Source organism: Flavobacterium sp., from assembly GCF_043756175.1.
Taxonomy (GTDB): Bacteria; Bacteroidota; Bacteroidia; order Flavobacteriales; family Flavobacteriaceae; genus Flavobacterium.
The window spans coordinates 1-23,209 of sequence record NZ_JAYURN010000089.1 but is presented as its reverse complement, the minus strand read 5'-3'; the positions used below and the strand labels follow the sequence as shown (position 1 = coordinate 23,209).

The following is a 23,209-nucleotide window of genomic DNA, read 5'->3' as shown; positions in this document are numbered from 1 at the left end:
TGAGATAATGTTGTAAGATTATTTGAAAGTATTTCCCAATGGAAAGTCGGATATTATAAATAAAAATGCCATCTTGTCATATTGTTTTCCGCCAATAACCTATAAAACTGACAATTACATAGCTACTTTTTTATTGGCACAAAACTTGACTATAGCAACTCAAGTTATTAAAAACGAATTACACAATAATTAAATATAATAAAAATGGGAAAGATTATCGGAATCGATTTAGGTACAACAAACTCTTGCGTATCTGTTATGGAAGGACAAGAAGCAGTAGTAATTCCTAATGCTGAAGGTAAAAGAACAACACCATCTATCATTGCGTTTGTAGAAGGTGGAGAAATCAAAGTAGGAGATCCTGCAAAAAGACAAGCAGTTACAAACCCAACTAAAACAGTTGCATCTATCAAACGTTTTATGGGACATTCTTTTGGTGAAATTACTGAAGAAGCAAAAAGAGTACCTTATTCAGTAGTAAAAGGTGATAACAATACACCACGTGTGGATATTGATGGTCGTTTATATTCTGCTCAAGAATTGTCAGCTATGACACTTCAAAAAATGAAAAAAACTGCTGAAGACTATTTAGGTCAAACAGTTACAGAAGCAGTTATTACTGTACCTGCTTACTTTAACGATGCGCAACGTCAAGCGACGAAAGAAGCTGGAGAAATTGCAGGTCTTAAAGTAATGAGAATTATAAATGAGCCTACTGCTGCGGCATTAGCTTACGGATTAGACAAAAAAGGTATCGACCAAAAAATCGCAGTTTACGATTTAGGTGGAGGTACTTTCGATATTTCTATCCTTGAATTAGGAGACGGAGTTTTTGAAGTTCTTTCTACAAATGGAGATACTCACTTAGGTGGTGATGATTTTGACCAAACAATTATTGACTGGTTGGCAGATGAATTTAAAGCTGAAGAAGGAATTGACTTGCGTCTTGACCCAATGTCATTACAAAGAATTAAAGAAGCGGCTGAAAAAGCTAAAATCGAGTTGTCATCTTCTGCTGAAACAGAAATCAACTTACCATACGTTACAGCTACTGCTTCTGGACCAAAACACTTAGTTAAAAAATTAACAAGAGCTAAATTCGAGCAATTATCTGATACTTTAGTAAAACGTTCTATGGAGCCAGTTGCTAAAGCATTAAAAGATGCTGGATTAACTGTAAAAGATATCGACGAAGTTATCCTTGTTGGAGGTTCTACAAGAATGCCAAGAATTGCTGACGAAGTTGAAAAATTCTTCGGTAAAAAAGCATCTAAAGGAGTAAATCCTGATGAGGTTGTTGCAATTGGAGCAGCTATTCAAGGTGGAGTTCTTTCTGGAGATGTAAAAGATGTATTGTTGTTAGACGTTACACCTTTATCTTTAGGTATCGAAACTATGGGTGGAGTTATGACAATTTTAATCGAGTCTAACACAACTATTCCAACTAAAAAATCACAAATTTTCTCTACTGCTGCAGATTCTCAACCAACTGTTGAACTACACGTTCTTCAAGGTGCAAGAGCTATGGCTGTTGATAACAAAACAATTGGTCGTTTCAACTTGGACGGTATTCCACCAGCACCAAGAGGAGTTCCACAAATTGAAGTAACTTTTGATATTGATGCTAATGGTATCATCAAAGTTTCTGCAACTGACAAAGGAACTGGTAAATCTCACGATATTCGTATCGAAGCTTCTTCTGGATTAACATCTGAAGAAATCGAAAGAATGAAAAAAGATGCTGAAGCTAACGCTGGAGCTGACAAAATCGCAAGAGAAAGAGTAGAAAAAATCAACGAAGCTGACAGTTTAATTTTCCAAACGGAAACACAATTGAAAGAGCTAGCTGATAAAATCACTGACGATCACAAAACTGCAATTGAATATGCATTGACAGAATTGAGAATGGCGCACCAATCTCAAGATCTAGAAGCTATTCAAAAAGGATTGGACAATGTAAATGCAGCTTGGAAAACAGCTACAGAAGCAATGTATGCTCAAGGAGAACAAGGTCAACAAGCACAGCCACAAGCTGACGCACAAGGAGACGATGTTCAAGATGTAGAATTTGAAGAAGTAAAATAATAAATTTCTGTAGAGATACACATTGGTGAATCTTTACTGTTCATTTAGAAAACCGTTCACCTTTGTGAGCGGTTTTTTTTTGTCATTAATTTTTTAGTTAAGCCTTGTCTTTGTCACTAAACATTTTTGTAATGACTATGGCATGCGGAAATGTTATCGCCGCTAAAAAGGAAAAAAATAAGGCATTAAATAATTGTTCTTGCTTAAACACTAAATAGAGAACTGAAATCCCCAAAATTGAAATTCCCCAATACAACAATGCCGACTTGCAATAGGTAATAAAAAGCTCAAAGGAATAATTACCATAAAGGAATTTTGTTTGATCAATTATAGAAGGAATACTGTGCCACAAGACGAAGTACAAGGCAAATCCCCATATCAAACTTGAAGATTTAAAAATAATAATAAATATCAATAAATATAAAGTTTCTGTTAAAAGCAGTTTGCGTAATGTATCAAATTTCAAATACAAATAGATCCCTGATATAAATAAAATGGCCACAATTATTTTCAGAGCTGTTATTATGTGGAGAGTATTAATTGAAATTTTTGTTATCTGAAATATAATTTTCTGGACTTCATGGAGGTGAAAAGCAAATAGCAAAAACAAAATAGTTGCACCATAAATGAATTGAAATAGTACTGAAAACCGTTTCGATGCTTTTTGATTTAGACTCTGCCATTGCTGTTCCCCAAAATGATAAGCACTCACTATAAGGAACAGAACTAATACTAACCACGGCAATAAATAAAATAAAAGTGCACCACCTAAAACTACAAGTGCATAATAACTTACTATTTTAAAGAAAGGAATTGGGTCTTTTTTCTCCTTGATATTTTCTATTAGCAGCAGATCATTTGCACCATGTAAGATTCCAAATGAAAATATTAATAAAAATCCGATTATAATTTGAACCTGATGTGAAAAAAAAGAATCAATCCATAGGCCAAAAAAGCTTACAACTATTGAGATACTTGAATATTTAGACATGAATTTTATATTTTGTTTAAAATTAATAAAAAAAAATTAAACAAAATGACATTTTATCGTTTAACTTTTTGTACATTTGATTAAACAAAATCATTTAACCTTATTTATTTATGACAAATTTTATGTTTATCCCAGGATTAGTTGCAAGATTGTTACCTACAGATTATGTAGGATTTACTTTCTTTGTAGGTTGCATGGCCATGATGGCTGCTTCTGCATTTTTCTTTTTATCATTAAATCAATTTGATAAAAAATGGCGCACTTCGGTATTAGTTTCAGGATTGATTACTTTCATTGCTGCCGTACATTATTTTTACATGAGGGATTATTGGGCTACGTTCCAGGAATCACCTACATTTTTTCGTTATGTGGACTGGACATTAACTGTTCCTTTAATGTGTGTTGAGTTTTTCTTAATCTTGAAAGTTGCAGGTGCAAAGCAATCATTGATGTGGAAAATGATAATTTTATCACTAGTGATGTTGGTTACTGGTTATTTTGGAGAAGCGGTAGATAGACCAAATGCTTGGTTGTGGGGATTAATCTCAGGTATTGCTTATTTTGTAATTGTGTATGAAATCTGGCTTGGAAATGCTTCTAAAATAGCAGCACAGGCAGGCGGAAATGTTTTGGCAGCACATAAAATATTATGCTGGTTTGTATTAGTCGGATGGTCAATATATCCATTAGGATATATGTTAGGAACTGACGGTTGGTATAATGGTATTCATGGACTAGGCCTTAACATTGATGTGGTTTACAATATTGCAGATGCAATTAATAAAATTGGTTTTGGACTTGTGGTTTACAACTTAGCATTAAAATCACAAAGCAATTAATTTTAACTTTCTTTCTTTTTTTTAAGAATCGGGCTAGTGATAGCCCGGTTTTTTTTTAGACTATTTATTTTTTGAAAATGAATACATTCACTTTGTATCATATATTATTTTAGTTTTAAACTCCTTTTAAATTAACTTTAGAAAATGTTATTTCTCATCTTTTCTTTTTTTTGTAAACTGTTTTTAGCCCGATCAATAACCAAATTAAAACATAGGTTTTAGTATCAACTGTTTCTATAATTTGTATGTAGCTTCAAGAACAAAAGTGTTGTCGAACTAAAAAACTACTACAAAATAACTAAAATACATTTTAGGATAATACATAATCGATTTCTGAAATAATAGACAGAATTAGAAATAAAGGTTTAAATTTATAATAAACAAACAAGGAAATGATGTTCGAGATGCAGAATTTGAAGAATTTAAACAAATCTTTTATATTCTAAAATTGAAAAAAAATATTTAACCCAAAAATTTAGATTTTAATTCGGGCGTGGGAATCATACAAGATTCATTTTTACCAAACCATTTGTAACGATTTTTAGCAATATAATCATAAAGAAAATCTCTTATTCCTGACGGAATAATTCTGAAAATAGTAGCATAAGTAAAAATTCCGCCAAGACTTTTTGCAATTTCTAAAGCCGCAGACGATTTGTAGTAATAGACTTTTCCAGGATTATAAAAAATAACACTATCTATATTTTTTTGAGAAATTCCTATATGTTTTATGATTTTTTGTCCTAATTCGGATTGGATAGCAACAAATCTAAAGTTATCTTTCTTATCATGTTTTATGACATATTGAACAGACGAATTGCATAAATTGCAAACACCATCAAAGAGAATTATTTTTTTGTCATTTGGTATTCCTTCCATAAATTATTTATTAGGATTTAAATAATCTTCTTAATAACTCTTAATTTATGCGTGTGTTTATTTACTTCTGCATTATAAATTCCAAGATGATCCAGTCTATCTATGCGAACTTTTCCGCTGGCGTGAATGATATAATTATCGTCCATGATAATACCAACATGTATAATATTTCCTTCTTCATTATCAAAAAAAGCCAAATCTCCAGGTTCACTTTCTTCGATAAAACTTAACGCTTCTCCTTGACCTGCTTGTTGTGATGCATCACGAAATAATTTGTAACCATTTAACTTATAAACCATTTGTGTAAATCCAGAACAATCAATCCCAAAAGGAGTTTTTCCACCCCACAAATACGGTGCATTCATATACATAAAAGCAGTATTTATAAGATTCGATTTTGGTTTTATTCCGCTTATTCTTAGTCCTTCAAAAGAAAAATTCTCCGTATTTATTGTTTCATAATTCAAAAAAGATAATGAAGCTCCAAGTGGAATAGGTATTAATAAATTTTTAGGAGAAGTAATATATTCTATCAAATCAGAGTTTAAAACAATGCTGTCTTTTGATAGTTGTTCAAATTGTTCTTCAGTAATTTCTGCAAACTGTTTGTTATCGACCCAGCCTTCGTAATCATCAAAAAACAAATGGATTTTAGACCATTTCTGATTTTTTTCTAAAACAGTAAAATGTTCGCCAAACAAGACCTGAGAAACCAATTCACTTCGGTCGCTAGGTTCTATTCGTAAAGGGATATTGGCTAAATTACAAATTCCAAACATTAAAATTATTTTAAATTTTAAATGATGAATTTTGAATTGTTTTAAATTCAAAATTCATCATTTATATTATTTTCATTTGAAGCTATTCCTGCTTTACGCTTCAATCTTTTTGTTTAAAAAAAACAAAAAGGATTTTCACTTCAATCAGGGCTAGGAGAGAACTATAATTTTTAAATATTTAAAATATAAAGTTCGTCATTCAAAATTAATTAAGCTCTTTCTATAACAATTGCCGATGCACCACCACCACCATTACAAATAGCAGCTGCACCAATTTTTGCGTCATTTTGCTGAAGAACATTGATCAAAGTAACAATGATTCTCGCTCCAGAACATCCAAGCGGATGACCTAAAGAAACAGCACCACCATTTACATTAATTTTTGTGTTATCTAAACCAAGAATTTGAGCGTTTGCTAATCCTACAACTGAAAAAGCTTCGTTGAATTCGAAGAAATCTACGTCTGATTTAGATAAACCTGCTTTATCTAAAGCGATTGGTAATGCTTTTGCTGGTGCAGTAGTAAACCATTTAGGCTCTTGCGCTGCATCTGCGTAACCTTTTATGTAAGCTAATGGCTTTAATCCCATTGCTAATGCTTTTTCTTCACTCATTAACACCATGGCTGCTGCACCATCATTTATAGTAGAAGCATTGGCTGCAGTAACCGTTCCGTCTTTGGTGAAAACTGCGTTTAGAGTTGGAATTCTATCTAATTTTACATTAGTATATTCTTCATCTTTAGAAACTACGATTGGATCACCTTTTCTTTGTGGAATGGTTACAGGAACAATTTCGTTATCAAATTTTCCAGCATCCCAAGCTTTTGATGAACGCTCGTATGATTGAATGGCAAAGTTATCTTGGTCTTCTCTAGTGATTTTATATTCTGTAGCACATAAATCGGCAAAAACACCCATGGCTTGTTGGTCATAAGCATCAACCAATCCGTCTTTTTGCATTCCGTCAAGCATAGAAGTTGGTCCAAATTTTACGCCATTTCTTAAATGAACATAATGTGGAATCATACTCATGTTTTCCATACCACCAGCTACAACTATTTCTGCATCACCACACATAATTGCTTGTGCGCCTAACATAACCGATTTCATTCCAGAAGCACATACTTTATTTATAGTTGTACAGGCTACATCGTTAGATAAACCAGCAAAAATAGCGGCTTGTCTAGCAGGAGCTTGTCCAACACCGGCTTGTACTACGTTACCCATATATACTTCATTTACTAAAGCTGGATCAAGATTTATTTTATTTAATGCACCTTTGATGGTAATTGCACCCAATTGTGGTGCAGGAACGCTAGATAATGCTCCCATAAAACTTCCAATAGGAGTACGAACTGCTGATACTATAACTACTTTTTTCATTTTTGAAATATTCTTAAATTACAATCGCGAATTTACTAATTTTAAAAAGATTTTGGACTTCTTAATGACTTTTTTTTGAGTTTTAGGATTATTTAATTTTAAATTATAAGTTCAGTTTTGATGTATAATGTTGATTATTAAATGTTTTAAAATTTTAAAATAAAAAAAATAAAAATAAACAAACAAAAAGTTGGTAATATTCGTTTGATGCCCTACATTTGCAACCGCTTAAAAGGAAGAATTTAATTCTTTATTGGAGAGTTGCCTGAGTGGCCGAAAGGACTTGTTTGCTAAACAAGCGTATGGGTAACTGTACCAAGGGTTCGAATCCCTTACTCTCCGCTTTTTTTGCTTTCGGGGTGTAGCGTAGCCCGGTTATCGCGTCCCGCCTGAAGCGGGAAGACCTTGACAAAAACCTTAAATTGCTTAATATGTTTATAGTATATATTCTATTTAGTAAAAGTTCTTTAAAATATTAGTGTAAAATATTTTCGGGGTGTAGCGTAGCCCGGTTATCGCGCCTGCTTTGGGAGCAGGAGACCGCAGGTTCGAATCCTGCCACCCCGACATAAGGAGGACGTCTCGTTCAAAAACGAGATCACCCCGACATAAGGAGGACGTCTCGTTTAAAAACGAGACAACCCCGACAAAAGGAAGACGTCTCGTTAAAAAACGAGACCACCCCGACAACTTTTCGTTGTCACTGAATAAATTTTTAAGGTTGCGTAGCTCAGCTGGATAGAGCAACTCACTTCTAATGAGTAGGTCCCAGGTTCGAATCCTGGCGCGATCACAGAATGCTTGAAAAAGCAAATCATTGTAAGCACACAATACTAGGGAAACCTTGTGTTATGTGCTTTTTTGTTTATTTTTTAACAACTTTGATTTATGCTATTTACCCATTCAGACAGGATTTTTGACACGCTGGTTGACACAAAGAAAAACTCCGTGTCACTAAGAACAAATTTTAAAATTAGAAAAGAACCAAATGCTTTTGGTTTGTCGCCAGTGTATTTACATATTACTGGTTGTAATTCTCCTAGAGTGAGAATTCATCTTAACATATATGTTGATGCTAAACTATGGAATGAAAAGTTTCAAAGGCTTAATCATTCTAAATCTGAATTTTGTGATACTAACTTAATTCTTGATAATATAGATAGTAAATTGACTAATGTTAAAACGGTTTATCGCCTTTCAAACCTTCCTATTACGCCTAAAATTCTTGAACGAGAATACTTAGATAAACTTAGTCGAGTTAATTTCGTTGCGTTTTTTAAACAAGCTTTAGAAGAGGAGAAATCTAAATTTACAGACGGAAGCTATAATCGTCATCATTCTGTTATGCTAAAAATTGAGGAATATCAAAATTATATTCCATTTAATCAACTGGATTTATCCTGGTTAAATAATTACAGAAATCATCTTAAAAATAAAAAAGGAAATATGGACACTACCATTAATTCTAATTTTGCATCGATTAAAAAATTTCTTGGGTTAGCACAAAAAAACGGGATTAAATTATTGTTTGATTTGGACGATATTAAGGTGGGAAATATGAATGGAAATCGTACTTATCTTGATGCTTTTGAAATGAAAAAATGTTTTGATTTTTATAAATCGACTTTTATAAATCCTAGTTATAAATTGATTTTAGGTTATTTTTTATTTTCATGCATGACTGGTTTGAGAGTTTCTAATATTCAAAAATTAAATAGAAATCAGTTAATGCAAAACGATTTTTCATTGATTACTGTCAAAAATAATAAAGACAAAAATTTAGCTCTAAATGATAATGCTAAAAAAATAATACATGAATGTCCTAATTTATTTGTTACAAAATTTGCCGACCAACATTTGAATGATGAACTTAAAAAAATAATGTCAGTTATTGGGATAACTAAAAAGGTCACAATGCACGTTGGTCGGCATACATTTGCTACATTATTCCTAAAAATGGGCGGAAAGGTAGAAATGTTACAAATGCTTTTATCTCATGCTTCGATAACCCAAACAATGGTTTACGTACACATTGTTCAGGCAGAAGCTAATAAAGAAATCTTTTTGTTAGACAAGCTACCCTGGGATTAATCTAATGTTTCGGTTTCAATGGTAATTTCAAATAAGTCTGGTTTAATTTCGGTTTTATTAATAGTTTTTACAACATGATAATTGTCATAGCAGAATAGTTTTACTTTTGTTTTTAGTAAAAAAATATCTTCATTAAAAGATTTGAAAGACCAACTAAACGCTTGAGAATTTATTCTCAAATTCATCCATTTTCGCCAATTATTTTCATGAACTATTGGCAGAAGATAATTAGTGTTTATTTTTGAAACATTATTACCATTTACTAAACCGTCGTAAATAACAAAATATAACTTTTCTGCTCCAGACTCAAACGCATGCGCTGTTTGTGAGCCGTTTCGTGTAAGCAAAGGTAGAGGAAGCGCGTTTATTTCAATAGTATTTGTCTTTTCGGTTACTTTATATCCCGAATTTACAATACTATTTCTGTCTTGAAATACAGGAGAAAATGTATGTATGTTGCTTTCTACATCTTGAAATTTTAATAAATAAGAATTTCCTTGTTTTAGTTTTCTGATTGGATTTTTAACCTCAAATCTTTGAAATGATATTGCATCTTCATAATTTATTTGAGATTCAACCTTATTCATAATAGCAAGATTTCCCTCTACAGTTAAATCATAATTGTACCAGTTTTTAATATTTCTAATAATATCACCAAAAGTAATATCTGCAACGGTCTTTGTTAAATCAATCTTGTTTATATTAATAATAGTAGAGATCACGGTTACGTTTGCATCAAATAAAGTAACTGGATTAATTTCCAAATCTATAATAGGAGCGTCTAGTCCTAATCTATATGGCCCAGTAAAAACTTCCACTGTAATTTCATGAGGATTTAAATCATTTATTGTTTGAAAGTTAAAATTAAAACTTTGGTACTGAAGCTCTCTATATGCATCTCGAACTATATGTTTTAATACTGTATCTCTATATTTTATTGTAATCCTTGATTTCCTATCACTATTTGTAAAACGATGAAGTGCAATTTTACCCGTAAGTTTATACACACCCGCATTAATAATTGTAGCTGAAGCTTTATAATACCTAACTTCCATCGGTATGCCATTATAATAATCGATTACTGGGGGTATATTTTCGAATGATTCTTTATATATAATAAGACTTTCGTCTAAATATTTTTTGTAATATTCTACATCTGCATATAAGGTAACTTTTTTTAAATCTTCATCATCAAGTATTTCTCCTGCTAAAACTAAATTAGCATCAGCCATTCCCCTTTCTAGAACATGAAATAAATAAGGTAATGGTTGCATAATGTTTCTATTTCTAAATATAGAATTTGGAACATCCATATCATTAATTAGAAAAGCACCATCTTTTCGACTATTTATTTTACCATCAAAGAAAGCCCATAATTCTTCTGAAGAATCTATTTTATCTATATGCACTTGTGGAAAATTATAATTTACCGCAGGCCACGTTTGAGGTATGATAGTTTCGGCATGTTCGTAAATATCTGTTCCGGAAGGAAGGGCTAATTTTTGTAATGAAAGTTCCGATAATTTCTTATCAAAACTAGGGAGTTGTTCGAAACCAAAACGCAACGTACAGCTTAGTTTGGTTTGATGTTGTTCTATTTCAAATACCGCATCTTCAATTTTATCACCGTGTACATATTTAAGTTCGTAATAAGTTTCTCTACTTGATGAATTGTATAACGATATAAATCCGAAAGCTACATCTAAGTCATCGGTTAAATCTATTTCGAAAGGGAATGAATATTTTGTAAAAAACACGTCAGAAAACCAATTGTTTTCCTCAGTATCGGATATTCTGAAATTGGATAAATCCAATTCAAATTTAGAGTGAATAAGTTTCCTCATCGTATGATCTGTTTATTTGAAATTCTAAATTAAAATCTATTAGTTCACGGTCTGAATCTTCGTTTAGTATTGATTTACCAATAGTACGAAGGTTTATTATTTGATTATTTTTTATTAGCCATGCTTTTTTACTACGCATCAAACTTTCTATCGAATCAATATCCGTTTTTGCTAACCAACCAGTACTTATATTCAATTTTACTTCTTTCGAGGTGCTTAAATTTTCTAAAATTTCGACAAAATCTTTATATACTTTTTGTGATTGAATTTCGATATCAGTTTTTATAGTATAACCTCCTGTACTTTCGGTTGCAGATTGTAATAGATATTCATTTTCCCAAACTACCATACAAGAATATTTTCCTTCTGGAAATACTAAATATCTTTTTGTTGGTGGTGAATCTAATGGCGTAGTTGTATTGTCTAAAACAACATCAATTATATCTCCTTGATTATAGGAATCAAACAGTATTTTTTTAGTAATAATTTTACCGTCAGAATTTGGTAAAACGATTGTTTCTAAGGGAATATGGGCATTGTTTTTAAAAATTTTTAATACATATGTTCCGCTAGGAATTAAAATATTTAGATATGCAAAACTATTTGTAGTTACTCGATTTGGTTTTGGGTTAATATCTAGAAACCCAATATTTGTGATTTCTTTGCTGAGTCCTGCAACGAAATAAATAACATCGGAAGTTACATTTTTGACTACGGTATCATTTAAAATTAACTTTTCAATTACATTTAGTTGAAGCTCGGTAAACTTATATTGCAACTCATTAATATTTACAGTAGCAAATCTTCGCATTAGTCGATGAATTATTCTTCCTAAATTTAATTTTGCAGTAGTTTCAAAAGTTACTACTTTTTGGGGGACTTGAAATATTTTTGATGTATTAGTAAAAAAATCATATACTTTAATTATTGCATTAGTTTGAAAATAAGTATCGGAATTGGCGCTTTTGAAATTGAAATATTTGGTGTCTAATGTGAAAGCTTTCTCTCCAAGTTCGTAGGGAGATTCTACAAAATCATAAAGAGAATAGGTAACATTGATAGTACTTATAATAGTTGCTCCATTTTTTATATTCACATAACCTACATATTCTCCTGCGGTCATACTTGCTGTAGGTTGGGGAACTATGGTTAATATTGTTGCGCCAGTTCCTGTATTTGGTGTTACAATTAGCCAAGGAGATGCCTCGATAGTGAAATTGAAAGCATACGTTTCATCTATTAGCTGTGGGATTGGTTCTTTGAAGTTTTTAACGCCTTCAAAATGTAAATCATCTACCGAAATAGTAAATAAAGTAACATCATTTATACTGGTTAAACTTAATAAAAAAGATGAAGAAGAAGGAATCATCCACAAATAATAGTTATTATCTAAAATACTTTTAGAAAGAAACCAATCAGATAGAAACGAGCTAGGTCCTCCATATACTTCATCTGATATTAATTTTGTTCCCAAAGGCGTAACCACTTTAATTTTAGACGGAGATACTAAAGCTATAAGTGCATCTGATTCGCTAATTTGAAATTGCCAAGAAAACGGAACTAATGTACTTCCGCTTCCATCAAAACCATTTACTCTAGAAATTATATTTATATTCATAACTTAGTTTTTATTTTTATTTCTTAATGCTTCAAAATCACTGATACCATCTTTTAGATTTTTCATAGATTTTAAATCCTTGTTTGAAACTTGAGCTATTAGCCCATTTTCTCTTAAATCTTTCATTAATGACATGTTTTCTGCCATCATTCCCATAGCCATTTCCATAATTTTAGATTCATTATTATTAGATGTTGGTGCAACAGGACTGGTGTTTCCTGAATAAAGAACATCGTTTTTGTAATAACCTTTTTCGAAGCCACGAACACCATTAAGTTCACGTATTAAAGCTTCTTTTACCTGTGGTGATATTTGCGCATAGGAACGTTTGTCGATTACCATTTCGGGTGTGTCACCTGGTCCTTCGCCAACTAATATTCTTGGCTTGGTAAATAATCCTGTTTGCATTTTTGAGGTGCCAGATGAGCGAAACTTTTTGCCGTCTTGTTGTCTTGTTACTTCTTCGGGATATAACCCATCTTCGTAACCTTTTACTGGTAATGCTGTACTAGATATAGTTGCTATTTGTAACGCTCCCATAGCTCCAATTAGAACCGCAGCGATTGTTCCTCCGATAGGTCCTAATTGTCCGTAAGCCTGCATGATTGCAACAGCGGTATTAATTACAGTGTTTACAATATCCATTGCTTTTTTACGCTTGGCTTGTTTTAGTTCTATTTCAAACTTTTTGTCATCGACTTCTTTGTCGATTTTTGCAACTTTTCTGTTGTATTGTGTTTGGCTTATATAACCTGCATCGAGTTGTCTTTTTAACGCTACTTTCTTTTTGTCGGCAGCAATTGTAAATACTTTTAGCTGTGCGTTTTCTTTGGCAGCCATATAGTCGTAATAGGCACTCCAAGTATTCATTAATGCTGTAACGATGGCTTGTGCATCACTTACTATTTTTGCAATTCTTTCTTGTCTTGCTTTTTTCTTTTTTTCAGCATCTTCTTCATCGTTACCTTCAATAACTTTGTTTAGTTCGGCAATTTGCCTTTTTAAATCCTCGATTTGCTTTTGAAATTCTTCACGCATTTCGGGTGTTAGAAATTCTAAATCGATTCCTTTGAATGATTTAGAAGTCATAATCGTATTTAGTTGTGCAACTAAATCTAAAAGATGTTCTTTTTGTTTTACTAATTCTTTTTCGTTAAACTGATCTTGTAATTCTTTTTTTGCTTGGGATAAAGTTTTTATCTGGGCAAGTTCAGCACCTGAAAGCGTGTTTTTTAATTTTTCTTTGGCTTGAGCCAGTGTTGTTACACCATTAAGCTCATCTATAAATTGCGTTTCCCTTAATGCTTTTTCCCTATCGTAGGCTTTCTTGCTATCAGCTAGTTTTTTTGTCGCTGCATCGTCTTCTATTTTTCCTAATTTTAGATTATGAAGTGCAAGTTTACCTTCTTCAATTTTATTAATTTGGTCATCTATATTTTTATTTTTTTCGCCCCATCCTTTTTTGATTTCAATAAGCGCATTGTATTTTTTTATGTCTTTTGCTTCTTTTGCTTTAGCTATGTCTTCGTCTAGTTTTACAAGTTCATCTGTATGTACTTTTTGTTTTTCTAAGTCAGAAATTTCACGCTGATAACGTTGGTTTTCAAGAAGTAATTCTTTTTCGTAACCGTCAGCCATTGTAGCTAACTTATCATCTTCAAACTGGCGTTGCGCTTTTAATAATAAATCTTTGTACTTAGCGTCATTTTCATACTTGAGCCTAGCTATTTCTTCATCGGTACTATTTGGGTCTTTTTTTTCTGCTTTGGCTTTACCATCTTCTTTTCCTCCTGGAACAATATAATTTGATTTTTCAGCAGGTTTGTCTTTTCCTAGATTAGCAACTGTGTCCTTAGTTATTTCAGGTTCTAACGCTTTAATTTGAGCATCTTTTAAAGCAAGTTCTTGAGCCTTATCATCTAAATAAGATTGTACTTCTGACTTCATGTTATTAAAAGTCAAATCCATTAAAGAATAAAATTCTTTTGAATTTTCGACTATTTTTTTACCGTTTGAGCCATTTAATTTTAAGGTAAATTCACGCGCTGCTTTTTTAATATCATCTTCATTAGTAAAATCTTTTGCCTTATCTCCACTGAAAAATTTTGAAGTACTTGATTGATACTCACTAAGTGGTTTAGATTCAATACCTACCTTTTCCTCAATTAATTTATCATATTTAGACTGAACTGCTCTAGCACGTGCATTTTTATATATTTCTTCGGTATATTTTTTTAGAATATTAATTCCTTCTTGATTTTTAATATTTTCAAGAGTCAATGTTCCTATATAATCAGGAATAATGTCATTCAGTTTCTTTATAGCTTCTAATCTTTTTTCTTTAGATATGGTTTCGTCTTGAGAAACTCTAGTCAAAAGTTCTAATTCAGATTTTTCTTTAGCAATACTCTTAGTGGCTTCTGTATGAATATCAGCTAATGTTTTTTGAACTTCAGCCGCAATACTTACTTTATCAGAAAACGCAACATAAGCAACTGCAACAGCAGCAAGTGCCGAAAGGATGAAGCCCCAAGGGGTAGTTTTCATAGCTAGTGTTAATGCATTTACTGCTTCTTTTGCAGCAATAGTATTTCCTGTCGCTAAGGCTACAGCCAATGCCTGTGCCTGAGTTGCAATAGTAGTAATTCCTGTTGCAAATGCTCTGGCTTTTTCGCCAATAGTATAAAGCTTAGAGGCTTCCCAAGCTTCTTTTGTACTTAATGCACAAAGCCTTTGCCAAGCCGTATTGGTTATTAATGCAGCCGTTACAATTGCAATTACTTTTGCTAGAAAAACTAAAGTACTTCTCCAAGCGGTTACAGAACCGTCTGCATCTTCTGATGCTCCAATAAATTTAGAAATCCATTGAACGGCTTTACTTAAAAAATTGATGAATTCCTCAGAAGAAAATAATCCAGATATTCTTTTGCTTATTTTTTCTAATGTAGCACCAAGAGTTTCATTTTTAATATTGTATTCATTTATTAAACTAGACCCTGAAGCAAAGGAATTATTAGACAAATCGATTAATTCGTGGAAACGTTCGAAATTGTTACCCATGGCACCAATAACCTTATTTGCACCATCGGCATTGATACCTAAATAATCTAAAGTTTTAGCAACCTCAGTGGCATTCATCCCATTCATTCCTTTAGAGAATTGGAGCATAAAATCCATAGGATTTGTATCGATCATATCCTCGACTGCTTTTTTAGATATACCCATGACTTTGGCAAACTTGCTACTTTCAGTACTGGCTTGCTTCATAAATATATTATACGCTCTCGATGATGTTTCCGCTTCGATACCCGATTCTTCAAATGCCGTTCCTAAAGCCAATGTTTCCTGTACGGTTGGTTTTAGAACATCAGTTAGCGAACCAATACGTTTGGTAAATTCGGCGATATTAGCCTCAGATGCTGTTCCGTTTGCTCCTAAATCATTTATTGCAGAACCAATAGAATTATAAGCTTCTTCGACTCCCATATCTTTAGTTTCTTTGAATAGAAACTTTATTTTTCCTAATTTTTCAGCTACTTCGTCGACACCGCCTGTAAATGAATCACCAAGGGAAACGGCTGCCATATTCATTGTTTTTACAAAGTCTTGAATTTCGGCTTTTGGCACGCCCAAACGCCCACCTTGTTCGGCTATTTTAAGTAAATCTATTCTTGAAGTACGTGTTTCTAACATACCGAATGACTTGGTTAACTCATCGACTTCGGTTTTTGTCATTCCTGTGGTTTTCATAACATCTGCCTGAGCATCTGAAAGTTTACCGTTTATGTCTATTATTTTTTGTACAGACAAAACAACACCTGTAAGCCCAGCAATAACCGTTGCGCCTAGTGCACTATACTTATTGAAAGAATCTGCCATAGAACTAATAGAAAAACCTGCGGTTTTAGCTTTACCGTTTAGTTCGTTTATTCTTCCTGTAATTTGAGTTAGTTCGGCTGTGTATTTTTGATGTGCTTCACTTCCTGGTATTGTATTACGAAGAGATAATTTTAGAATATTTGCACGGTCAGATAACTGCTTCATAGTTAAACCAGTAATACCGATTTCCTTCTGAAGTTCATTCATCTTAATTTTATTTTGATTGATTGAAGATGAATTTTCCTTAATGGTTGCAGTTAGGAGTTTGTATTGTTCCGACTCTTGCTTCCCTTGTTTTTCTAATAACCTTTTTTGAAGTAGCAATCCTTTGTTTTCCTCGGTAAGTTTACGCGTAGATTTTTCCAAATCGAATAATTCTTTTTGGGCAGTATTACCGTTTATGATAATATTTAACTTAATATCTTCGTCTGTAAGAGTCTTAGCCATGGTAGTAAATTTTGTCAATTTTACGATTGAAAAACTCAAATTTTAAGACATGAAAAACGCCACTGGTTAGTGGCGTTTGGGTTGGTTATAAGTTTGGCTCGACGACTTCAAAAATATTTAGATCTAGCTTTGTGAAAACATAAACATCATCATCAATTAGAATGGCTTCTTGTTTTCGGGCTTTCCATAAACTGCCTTTGTCTATATAGTGGTCGTTTACTTGCATATCGTCATTATTTCGATATAACTCATCGCACTCGGTTAGTTCGATAAGTTCTTTTTGGGTGATGCTGCCATCGAGATAGGAAGAAAAAGCATTTTTGTCTAAAAACAATATTTTGCCAGTGCTTAGGAAAATCATTTTTAGTGGTTCGTCCGGAATTACATTGTTATTTTCTAGTGCGATTTGTACTGCTTTGCGAAATGTAGTTCCTTTTAGGGTTACACGCATTCCTTTTGGGTAAATGATTTTTATTTCGTGATTATCCATTAGAAACCTCCTTTCTTTTTTTATCTAATATCAATAACGAAATATCGATTGACATAGATAGTTCTTGGTTGTTGTAACTTTCGAAAGGAACCGATAAAGATTCGATAACACAAATGTTGTCCGCCCATTGCCTGCGATACGTTGGGTCATCGAATAGGTCGTGTTCTGACAGCTCTAGAAAAGCTGTTTTTAGAAATTGTGCGATTTCGTGATACCTGTTGGCATCTACTGATTTTAACCCTGTTAATAGGTTAGGGACAAAGTTTAGAAACTTTGTGTCCTGTTTTTTTTGGTTCTGCATTTTTAAAAGATATAAGAAACCCACCCATATTGGCTGCAGAACCAAAACAAGCGAACTTGAAGATTATATCGGTCGAACCGATACTTCCAAAAGGGTGGGCTGGATTATTTACTGTGATCATTATACTTATTTTGATTCTGCACAGCAAACGTACAAATGTAATTTTAAATGACAAAGAAAAAAATGTGTAAATACACATACAAACAAAAAGTTACATCGTTTGATGTAACTTTTTATATTATTTTTCATTAAATACTGAAACTAATATCAAAATTATAAATGACATTAGAACGACGAGCCACCAGTATGGGTCTTTGAAACGTTTGTAGTAGTGGTTCATTTATCTATATTCTTCTGAACGCATATTGATTAAATCCCAATTTGAAATATCTACCCAATTACCACCTTTAAATCCTAATTTTAATTTATATATATATTCTTTTTCTACTCCAAGTGAGTTTTTAGCACTTATTTTTCTTAAAATAGTATATGTTCCGTCTGAGTTTCTTTCAGTGGAACAATCAAACATTGAAAAATCTGCTGTTGTAGGATTGTATAAATCTTTTTTAATAAAATCTTCTGACATTACACAAGGATTTGCATCATCAGTTGAATTTATATATGAAGAGGAATAATTTGAAGATATAGAAGATGAACTATTTTTAGTTTCTAAAATATCATTACTGTCTTTTTGAATACTATCATAATCATATCCTTTATTTTTTAGATATATTTTAATATTGTTAGCGTAATGCGTGATTCCGTCATCAGCATAAGTTTCAGCTAAATAAATAGCTTGAGCAAGCGCTAAACTATCCTTTTTATCTTTTATAAATTCATTAAACTTAACCGCACCTGGTTTGAGTTCATATTCGATACTGTTTTTTGCAATTAATTCTTGTTTTTTTAATTCTTTTTCTTCTTCTGTTGGAAAATAACCGCTAAAATTTATAGCTATTATTCCAATAATTAAAAAAGCAAGAAATATTTTTCCAATAGGTTTAACTTTATAATTAATTTCTTCGGGCGTTAATTTACTTTCCGATAAACGCTTTCTGTAAATGCTTGTAATTATAAAAATAATAACAAAAGCAAATAAAACAAATAAGAATGTTGTCATAGCATATTTTTTAAGTTAGATTGTAAATATATAAAAAAAAGAGGTTAAACCTCCTTCTTCTTTTTGTAAGAATCTGCTATTGTTTGTATTGCTGTTTGAAAATCTTTTCGATTTTCGAGGTCATTCATGTACTCGGTTTCTAAAAGAACGTTGTACCAGAATTTGAAAGTTTTGTTAGCTTTTTTTAAAGCTAGAACTTCGGTAGAAGAAGCAGGTTGTGTAGTCATAAATTACAATGTTTTTTGAAAGTATTAAACTACAAAAACCGTGCTATATTGTTTTGACTGTCTTATTTATCTTCTAATTGCTTTAGCTCTGCTACAACTGCTTGTGTATATCCGTAGGATAACTGGTGTGCAATATCGTTTAAATGCCCGTAAATTATTTTGTTGTGTATTGCATGGCGTTTTTTGCGTATGGTTCCTTCTTTTGTATTTCGGGTTTTCATATCGGCAAAACGATGCTGTGGTTTGTGGCGATACTCTAATGTGTTTTGCCCTGTTACCGAGAATGTTTTATCCTGCCAAAATGAGGACTCGAAACCTACTGATGCCATAACTTTGTTTATGTCGGCATTTATCTCGTTTCCTTCTTCTTTTAGCACACGAGAAACAAATACTCCTTTTAGAATATCGTCGGCTGTTTGGTTACGTTGGTCTCTTAGGCTCATTAGGTTGTATATTTATGCTCTTCATCTTCAAAAGTAATTCTAATTTTAATCCTAAAGATAACTCATTACATCGTCGGCGATAATTAGCCATTTGGTTTTTATCAATTTCTAATGTCTTATGAATTCCTTTGATAAAAATTTGTTTTTCAAATAATTGGTTAATTTCTTCTGTTGTCATAATTTTTAAATAAGTATTCAAAATTACAACTTTTTAATAAATTGGCGTTAGTAATTGGTAATTTATTTCGTAGCCATCACAACCAGCTAATGCCCAAACAGGATTAATTTCGATAGATGCTACTTGGAGCTGTCGCATAAGCGAACACTGTCCTCCAAAGTTGGGTTTATCTATAAGCATTTGCTTCTCTATTGCAGCAGCTGCTAACTGTGTTCTTTTGAATGAAGTTATAAAAGCTTCTTGGCCATCGTTACGGTCTATTTTGTTGAGTATCATCCAAAGTGAAAAATCACGATTTTGTACATTGTCTTGGTTTGTTCCTTCGGACTTATGAGATGGTATAAAACCAATTAAAATAAGATTATCATCTTCGTTTACCTCGTTTAATACTTTAACTATTTGACTATCGTCAACCACGAGATAAAACTTTTTTAAATCGGGAATTTCGGCTAATAAATGCGCTCCGTATTGCTCTATTTTTTCTAATGGAATCATTTTTCTAGTTTTTTGTAAGCGGCTTCTTCGTCGAGACTGCGCTTGGTTATATCGTACATACGAATGAGAACCTCCCATAGTGAAGTATCACGAACGCCTTGTTCGGTTCCGTAAACGCCACTTTCTGCCATACTAAGTAAAACACCTTTCATTCCTAATCCAGGAAACTTACTTTCGTCTTTTGATTTTTTGCTCTCAAACAGTATTGATAAGTCAATTTCATTTCCTTGTATGAATAGTGTTGCACTGGTTAAGTATTTTTGGAACGAAGCAAAATATAAGTAGAAGCCATATAATACTCCGATATGCTGGCGTTGAAAGAATTTAGCTCTTTCGGAAACGGTGTCTGGATTATAAATTTGTCGTTTGTCTTTTTTATTTATATTAAAATAATCCTTTTTTCGATACATTACGGCTAACAATGAAGAAAGGTAAATTAGTTCGCCTGTTTGTTTGAAATTGATGAATGCTTCTAGTGCATCTACATATTCGCCAAACTTTATATTATCGAAATCATCAGATGGTCCATAAAATTGACGAAATGCCCCACGGAACTTTGGTACAGGATTATGAATGTAATATTGCTTGATTACTTTTTCTTTTTCTTCGTTTTCTTCAAAAAATGTATCTAACAGCTCCGAGTATTGGTAAATTCGTGAGTATTTTTCATTATCTACAATTCCTTTGCGTACCGCTTTCATTTCAAGAAGTTTGTAAAGTGCGTGTACTTTAAATTGTTCATAATCGACTATTCCAGTTTGGAAATAGAAGATTAAAGCCGACATCTCGATATATTGCCTAGAATCGCATTCGGATAAATCCGTAGGCAAATATTTGGTTAGTTTTAGTTCTGGAAATTCGATTATATGCATACTAATCGCAAATCATAGGTTAATCGTACATCTAGTTCTCTCATTTTTTCGCCATATTTATGATCGATAATTTGTAGAACGTGCATATTGTTTTTTTGTTTGGTTGGAATAAATTCCGAACCATAACCGTTTCCTGTATCTTTTGCGAAATTATTTATTATGATTTTGATTAAATCCTGTTGTTTTTTGGATTTTTCTTCCAAAGCAGGTTTTAATTTGTTGATTACATCATCGTAAATGTCTTGGCGTTTGTTGAACTCTTTTTTTCGGAATTGTTTTTTTATCCAGTTGATGAATAACGTAATTGGATTTTTCATAGTTAGTGAATTTAGTTAACAGTCGACAAAATTGTCTTCTGTTTTGAAATCTGGTTTAATTGGTAGAACTTCTCCCGGAGGAATAATGGTTAATGATTTTATGTAGTTTTCTATTTGAATGTACGCGTCCCTAGCATCTCTGTCGAATCGTTGCGACATTGCTTCTGCTTGCGTTTTTTCGACTGATTTTCGTGCTGATATTGTCATACGAGAGCTGTCGGCAGCTTCTAAAAATCCTTCTGGAAATAATTGCGTAGATAATCTAGGAATTCCCCACGACAAGGCTTTATAAACGATTGCTTCTCTTATTTTGGTTAGAAGAATTGAATCCTCATCGCCAGTATTTGTTTTTAATTTGGTTTTTAATTCATCGAAACGAGTTTTTGTAATTCTAGGAATAATCTCTTCTCGTTCGGCTTTTCTTATTCCTGGTGCAAGTTTCATAAAAAGCAATCTTGAACCATCTATATTGAAATAATCATCAATTTCGGAAGCGGTACGAATAAATAAATCGTGAGTTTGTTTGAATGCATCAGTTGCTTTCCAACCAGATACATTTTTGTCCATAAACTTAATTAATGAATCTAACGCTCGGTAATAGTCACGTTCCATTTTTCTGTTGGAATTGACTATTTGCCATTCAAAAGCAATTTTTTGTTTGTCTTCTACACGATTAACACGCCCATTGTTGGTGTGTGCTAAATCTGTATCCATTGATAAATTACGATAACCGTCTAGCAATATGATATACTGTACTCGGTTAAGAAATTCTTTATCTGGTGCCGATTGAGATACTGCATTATAAATACCTACTAAACTATCGTATAATGGTTGCCCGATTAATTCGATAACAGTATCGGTTGCAGGTGTTAATTTTGGTTTGAGTGTAACAAATTTCAAATCAGCATCTGTAAATCCTAAAATTTCTTTTATTTCGGTAGCACCGCCAGTTCCGTTTTTATTGAATAGTAATTCCATTATACAGTTTTTTGGTTTACAGGTCTATCTGCTGGATTAATATTAGAGAGTGTTTGTGCTTGGTTACGGTGAAAGCCGATTTTTAAATCGGTATCTGGGAAGTTTGCTTTGATGGCATCGTTTAACGTTTGACAGATAACACGCTCGGGAATATCTACTGATGAATTCATAAAGTTTTGATAAGCATATATTTGTTCAGAGCCTCCATTTGCTTTGCCTGCTTCGCCAGTATTACTAATTCCTTGACCCATTCCTAGGTTAGCGGATAACGCTCTATCTGCACGTTCAGATATTTGTATTTGAGCTTGTACAAAATCCTTTATATTTTGTGGGATAGGTGTAATCTTCCAGCCATGGCTAACAATGTTTGTGCCCTGCACTTCGATAATGTTTCTTGTATGCCATAGTTTACCTGAATTTTCATCGCCAGATAATACTTTAAGCAAATCACGCATGAAGTTCTTGCGGTACGACACAATCTCTTCATCATTATATTCTCTTCCTGCTTTATCAGCATTATCTTTCAATCTCTTTTCTTCACGATCCCAAAACTCTTGAGGACTTTCGACATGGTATTTAACATTAATAGAGTTTTTAGATAAAGCCTTAAATATTATAGGAGTAGCCGTAGAGCGACGTAACCATTCTAATGAACCAAATAACGGTGGTGTTGAGTAATGCTTATCCCCAAAGGTATACTGACTGCTGTATGATGCTGATGTAGGATTAAGGAAAGGGTTGTTCCTGTTGAATATAGGATATACTTTGATTCCTGTGATAGATGCTAATGTACTAAATGAATAGTCCGTAACGACAATGTGTGTAGGAGTTAGGTCGGTTGATGATATATGACAAGCCAACCGCCCCTCTTGTAATTGTATGTGTTCTAACTTAGCTATTTGATTTGTACCACCTGTACGCCCTGCCTTATTACGGAACAGCTTAGACATG

Annotated in this window: 21 protein-coding genes and 3 tRNA genes; 6 read left to right on the top strand and 18 right to left on the bottom strand. The window is 32.7% G+C overall.

The genetic code is table 11. The features are described from left to right. Window positions 1-204 precede the first annotated feature (204 nt). On the top strand, window positions 205-2,085 hold the full coding sequence (gene dnaK, locus ACH2BP_RS06710) for a molecular chaperone DnaK (protein ID WP_395058244.1): 1,881 nt from the start codon (window positions 205-207) through the stop codon (window positions 2,083-2,085). A 97-nt stretch (window positions 2,086-2,182) separates the two neighbouring features. On the opposite strand, the gene ACH2BP_RS06705 is transcribed toward dnaK, so the two are convergent. Continuing rightward, complete coding sequence (locus tag ACH2BP_RS06705; protein ID WP_395058242.1) at window positions 2,183-3,076, bottom strand: Brp/Blh family beta-carotene 15,15'-dioxygenase; 894 nt, start codon at window positions 3,074-3,076, stop codon at window positions 2,183-2,185. Between the two features lie 110 nt (window positions 3,077-3,186). Here ACH2BP_RS06705 and ACH2BP_RS06700 point away from each other — a divergent pair, with 110 nt between their 5' ends. After that, a complete protein-coding gene (locus ACH2BP_RS06700) occupies window positions 3,187-3,915 on the top strand; it encodes a bacteriorhodopsin-like (protein WP_395058240.1) in 729 nt (242 codons plus the stop codon). A gap of 462 nt (window positions 3,916-4,377) precedes the next feature. Here ACH2BP_RS06700 and ACH2BP_RS06695 read toward each other — a convergent pair whose 3' ends face one another. From ACH2BP_RS06695 to ACH2BP_RS06685, 3 genes are all read right to left on the bottom strand, one after another. Further along, complete coding sequence (locus tag ACH2BP_RS06695; protein ID WP_395058238.1) at window positions 4,378-4,794, bottom strand: thiol-disulfide oxidoreductase DCC family protein; 417 nt, start codon at window positions 4,792-4,794, stop codon at window positions 4,378-4,380. Between the two features lie 17 nt (window positions 4,795-4,811). Further along, on the bottom strand, window positions 4,812-5,573 hold the full coding sequence (locus ACH2BP_RS06690) for an NlpC/P60 family protein (RefSeq protein WP_395058236.1): 762 nt from the start codon (window positions 5,571-5,573) through the stop codon (window positions 4,812-4,814). A gap of 209 nt (window positions 5,574-5,782) precedes the next feature. Next, on the bottom strand, window positions 5,783-6,958 hold the full coding sequence (locus ACH2BP_RS06685; RefSeq protein ID WP_395058234.1) for an acetyl-CoA C-acyltransferase: 1,176 nt from the start codon (window positions 6,956-6,958) through the stop codon (window positions 5,783-5,785). A gap of 255 nt (window positions 6,959-7,213) precedes the next feature. Between ACH2BP_RS06685 and ACH2BP_RS06680 the strand changes: the two genes are divergently transcribed. The 4 genes from ACH2BP_RS06680 to ACH2BP_RS06665 all read left to right on the top strand — a co-directional run bounded on the left by ACH2BP_RS06680 (window position 7,214) and on the right by ACH2BP_RS06665 (window position 9,049). Next, window positions 7,214-7,300 (top strand) — tRNA-Ser (locus tag ACH2BP_RS06680). A gap of 150 nt (window positions 7,301-7,450) precedes the next feature. Further along, window positions 7,451-7,525 (top strand) — tRNA-Pro (locus tag ACH2BP_RS06675). A gap of 152 nt (window positions 7,526-7,677) precedes the next feature. Continuing rightward, a tRNA-Arg gene (locus tag ACH2BP_RS06670) sits at window positions 7,678-7,751 on the top strand. Between the two features lie 155 nt (window positions 7,752-7,906). Then, on the top strand, window positions 7,907-9,049 hold the full coding sequence (locus ACH2BP_RS06665; RefSeq protein WP_395058232.1) for a tyrosine-type recombinase/integrase: 1,143 nt from the start codon (window positions 7,907-7,909) through the stop codon (window positions 9,047-9,049). Here ACH2BP_RS06665 and ACH2BP_RS06660 read toward each other — a convergent pair. The 14 genes from ACH2BP_RS06660 to ACH2BP_RS06595 form a co-directional block, all read right to left on the bottom strand. Next, on the bottom strand, window positions 9,046-10,893 hold the full coding sequence (locus tag ACH2BP_RS06660; RefSeq protein WP_395058230.1) for a hypothetical protein: 1,848 nt from the start codon (window positions 10,891-10,893) through the stop codon (window positions 9,046-9,048). The two genes, ACH2BP_RS06665 and ACH2BP_RS06660, sit on opposite strands and share 4 nt — an antisense overlap. Continuing rightward, window positions 10,871-12,511, bottom strand: a complete 1,641-nt coding sequence (locus ACH2BP_RS06655; RefSeq protein WP_395058228.1) for a hypothetical protein — start codon at window positions 12,509-12,511, stop codon at window positions 10,871-10,873. Before ACH2BP_RS06655 ends, ACH2BP_RS06660 begins: the two co-directional genes overlap by 23 nt. Window positions 12,512-12,514: 3 nt before the next feature. After that, window positions 12,515-16,837, bottom strand: a complete 4,323-nt coding sequence (locus tag ACH2BP_RS06650) for a phage tail tape measure protein (protein ID WP_395058227.1) — start codon at window positions 16,835-16,837, stop codon at window positions 12,515-12,517. Between the two features lie 85 nt (window positions 16,838-16,922). Next, complete coding sequence (locus ACH2BP_RS06645) at window positions 16,923-17,327, bottom strand: hypothetical protein (protein WP_395058225.1); 405 nt, start codon at window positions 17,325-17,327, stop codon at window positions 16,923-16,925. Next, window positions 17,320-17,628 carry a hypothetical protein gene (locus ACH2BP_RS06640; protein WP_395058223.1) on the bottom strand — a complete coding sequence of 103 codons (309 nt, stop codon included), beginning with the start codon at window positions 17,626-17,628 and terminating at the stop codon, window positions 17,320-17,322. Before ACH2BP_RS06640 ends, ACH2BP_RS06645 begins: the two co-directional genes overlap by 8 nt. 340 nt (window positions 17,629-17,968) lie before the next feature. Beyond that, complete coding sequence (locus ACH2BP_RS06635; RefSeq protein ID WP_395058221.1) at window positions 17,969-18,748, bottom strand: hypothetical protein; 780 nt, start codon at window positions 18,746-18,748, stop codon at window positions 17,969-17,971. Between the two features lie 44 nt (window positions 18,749-18,792). Beyond that, entirely contained in the window at window positions 18,793-18,975 is a 183-nt protein-coding gene (locus ACH2BP_RS06630) for a hypothetical protein (RefSeq protein ID WP_395058220.1), read from the bottom strand. A 62-nt stretch (window positions 18,976-19,037) separates the two neighbouring features. Beyond that, entirely contained in the window at window positions 19,038-19,418 is a 381-nt protein-coding gene (locus ACH2BP_RS06625) for a hypothetical protein (protein ID WP_395058219.1), read from the bottom strand. Beyond that, window positions 19,396-19,596 carry a hypothetical protein gene (locus ACH2BP_RS06620; protein WP_395058218.1) on the bottom strand — a complete coding sequence of 67 codons (201 nt, stop codon included), beginning with the start codon at window positions 19,594-19,596 and terminating at the stop codon, window positions 19,396-19,398. The genes ACH2BP_RS06625 and ACH2BP_RS06620 overlap by 23 nt, the downstream gene beginning before the upstream one ends. A 33-nt stretch (window positions 19,597-19,629) precedes the next feature. Continuing rightward, window positions 19,630-20,091, bottom strand: a complete 462-nt coding sequence (locus tag ACH2BP_RS06615) for a hypothetical protein (RefSeq protein WP_395058217.1) — start codon at window positions 20,089-20,091, stop codon at window positions 19,630-19,632. Next, the gene (locus tag ACH2BP_RS06610) at window positions 20,088-20,963 is read right to left on the bottom strand and encodes a hypothetical protein (protein ID WP_395058215.1); all 876 of its coding nucleotides are present in this window, start codon (window positions 20,961-20,963) and stop codon (window positions 20,088-20,090) included. The genes ACH2BP_RS06615 and ACH2BP_RS06610 overlap by 4 nt, the downstream gene beginning before the upstream one ends. Continuing rightward, complete coding sequence (locus ACH2BP_RS06605; protein WP_395058213.1) at window positions 20,954-21,280, bottom strand: hypothetical protein; 327 nt, start codon at window positions 21,278-21,280, stop codon at window positions 20,954-20,956. The genes ACH2BP_RS06610 and ACH2BP_RS06605 overlap by 10 nt, the downstream gene beginning before the upstream one ends. A gap of 15 nt (window positions 21,281-21,295) precedes the next feature. Beyond that, a complete protein-coding gene (locus ACH2BP_RS06600) occupies window positions 21,296-22,258 on the bottom strand; it encodes a DUF6712 family protein (RefSeq protein ID WP_395058211.1) in 963 nt (320 codons plus the stop codon). Then, window positions 22,258-23,209: hypothetical protein (locus ACH2BP_RS06595; RefSeq protein WP_395058209.1), on the bottom strand; the 952-nt coding region annotated here is incomplete at its 5' end. The genes ACH2BP_RS06600 and ACH2BP_RS06595, both read right to left, overlap by 1 nt.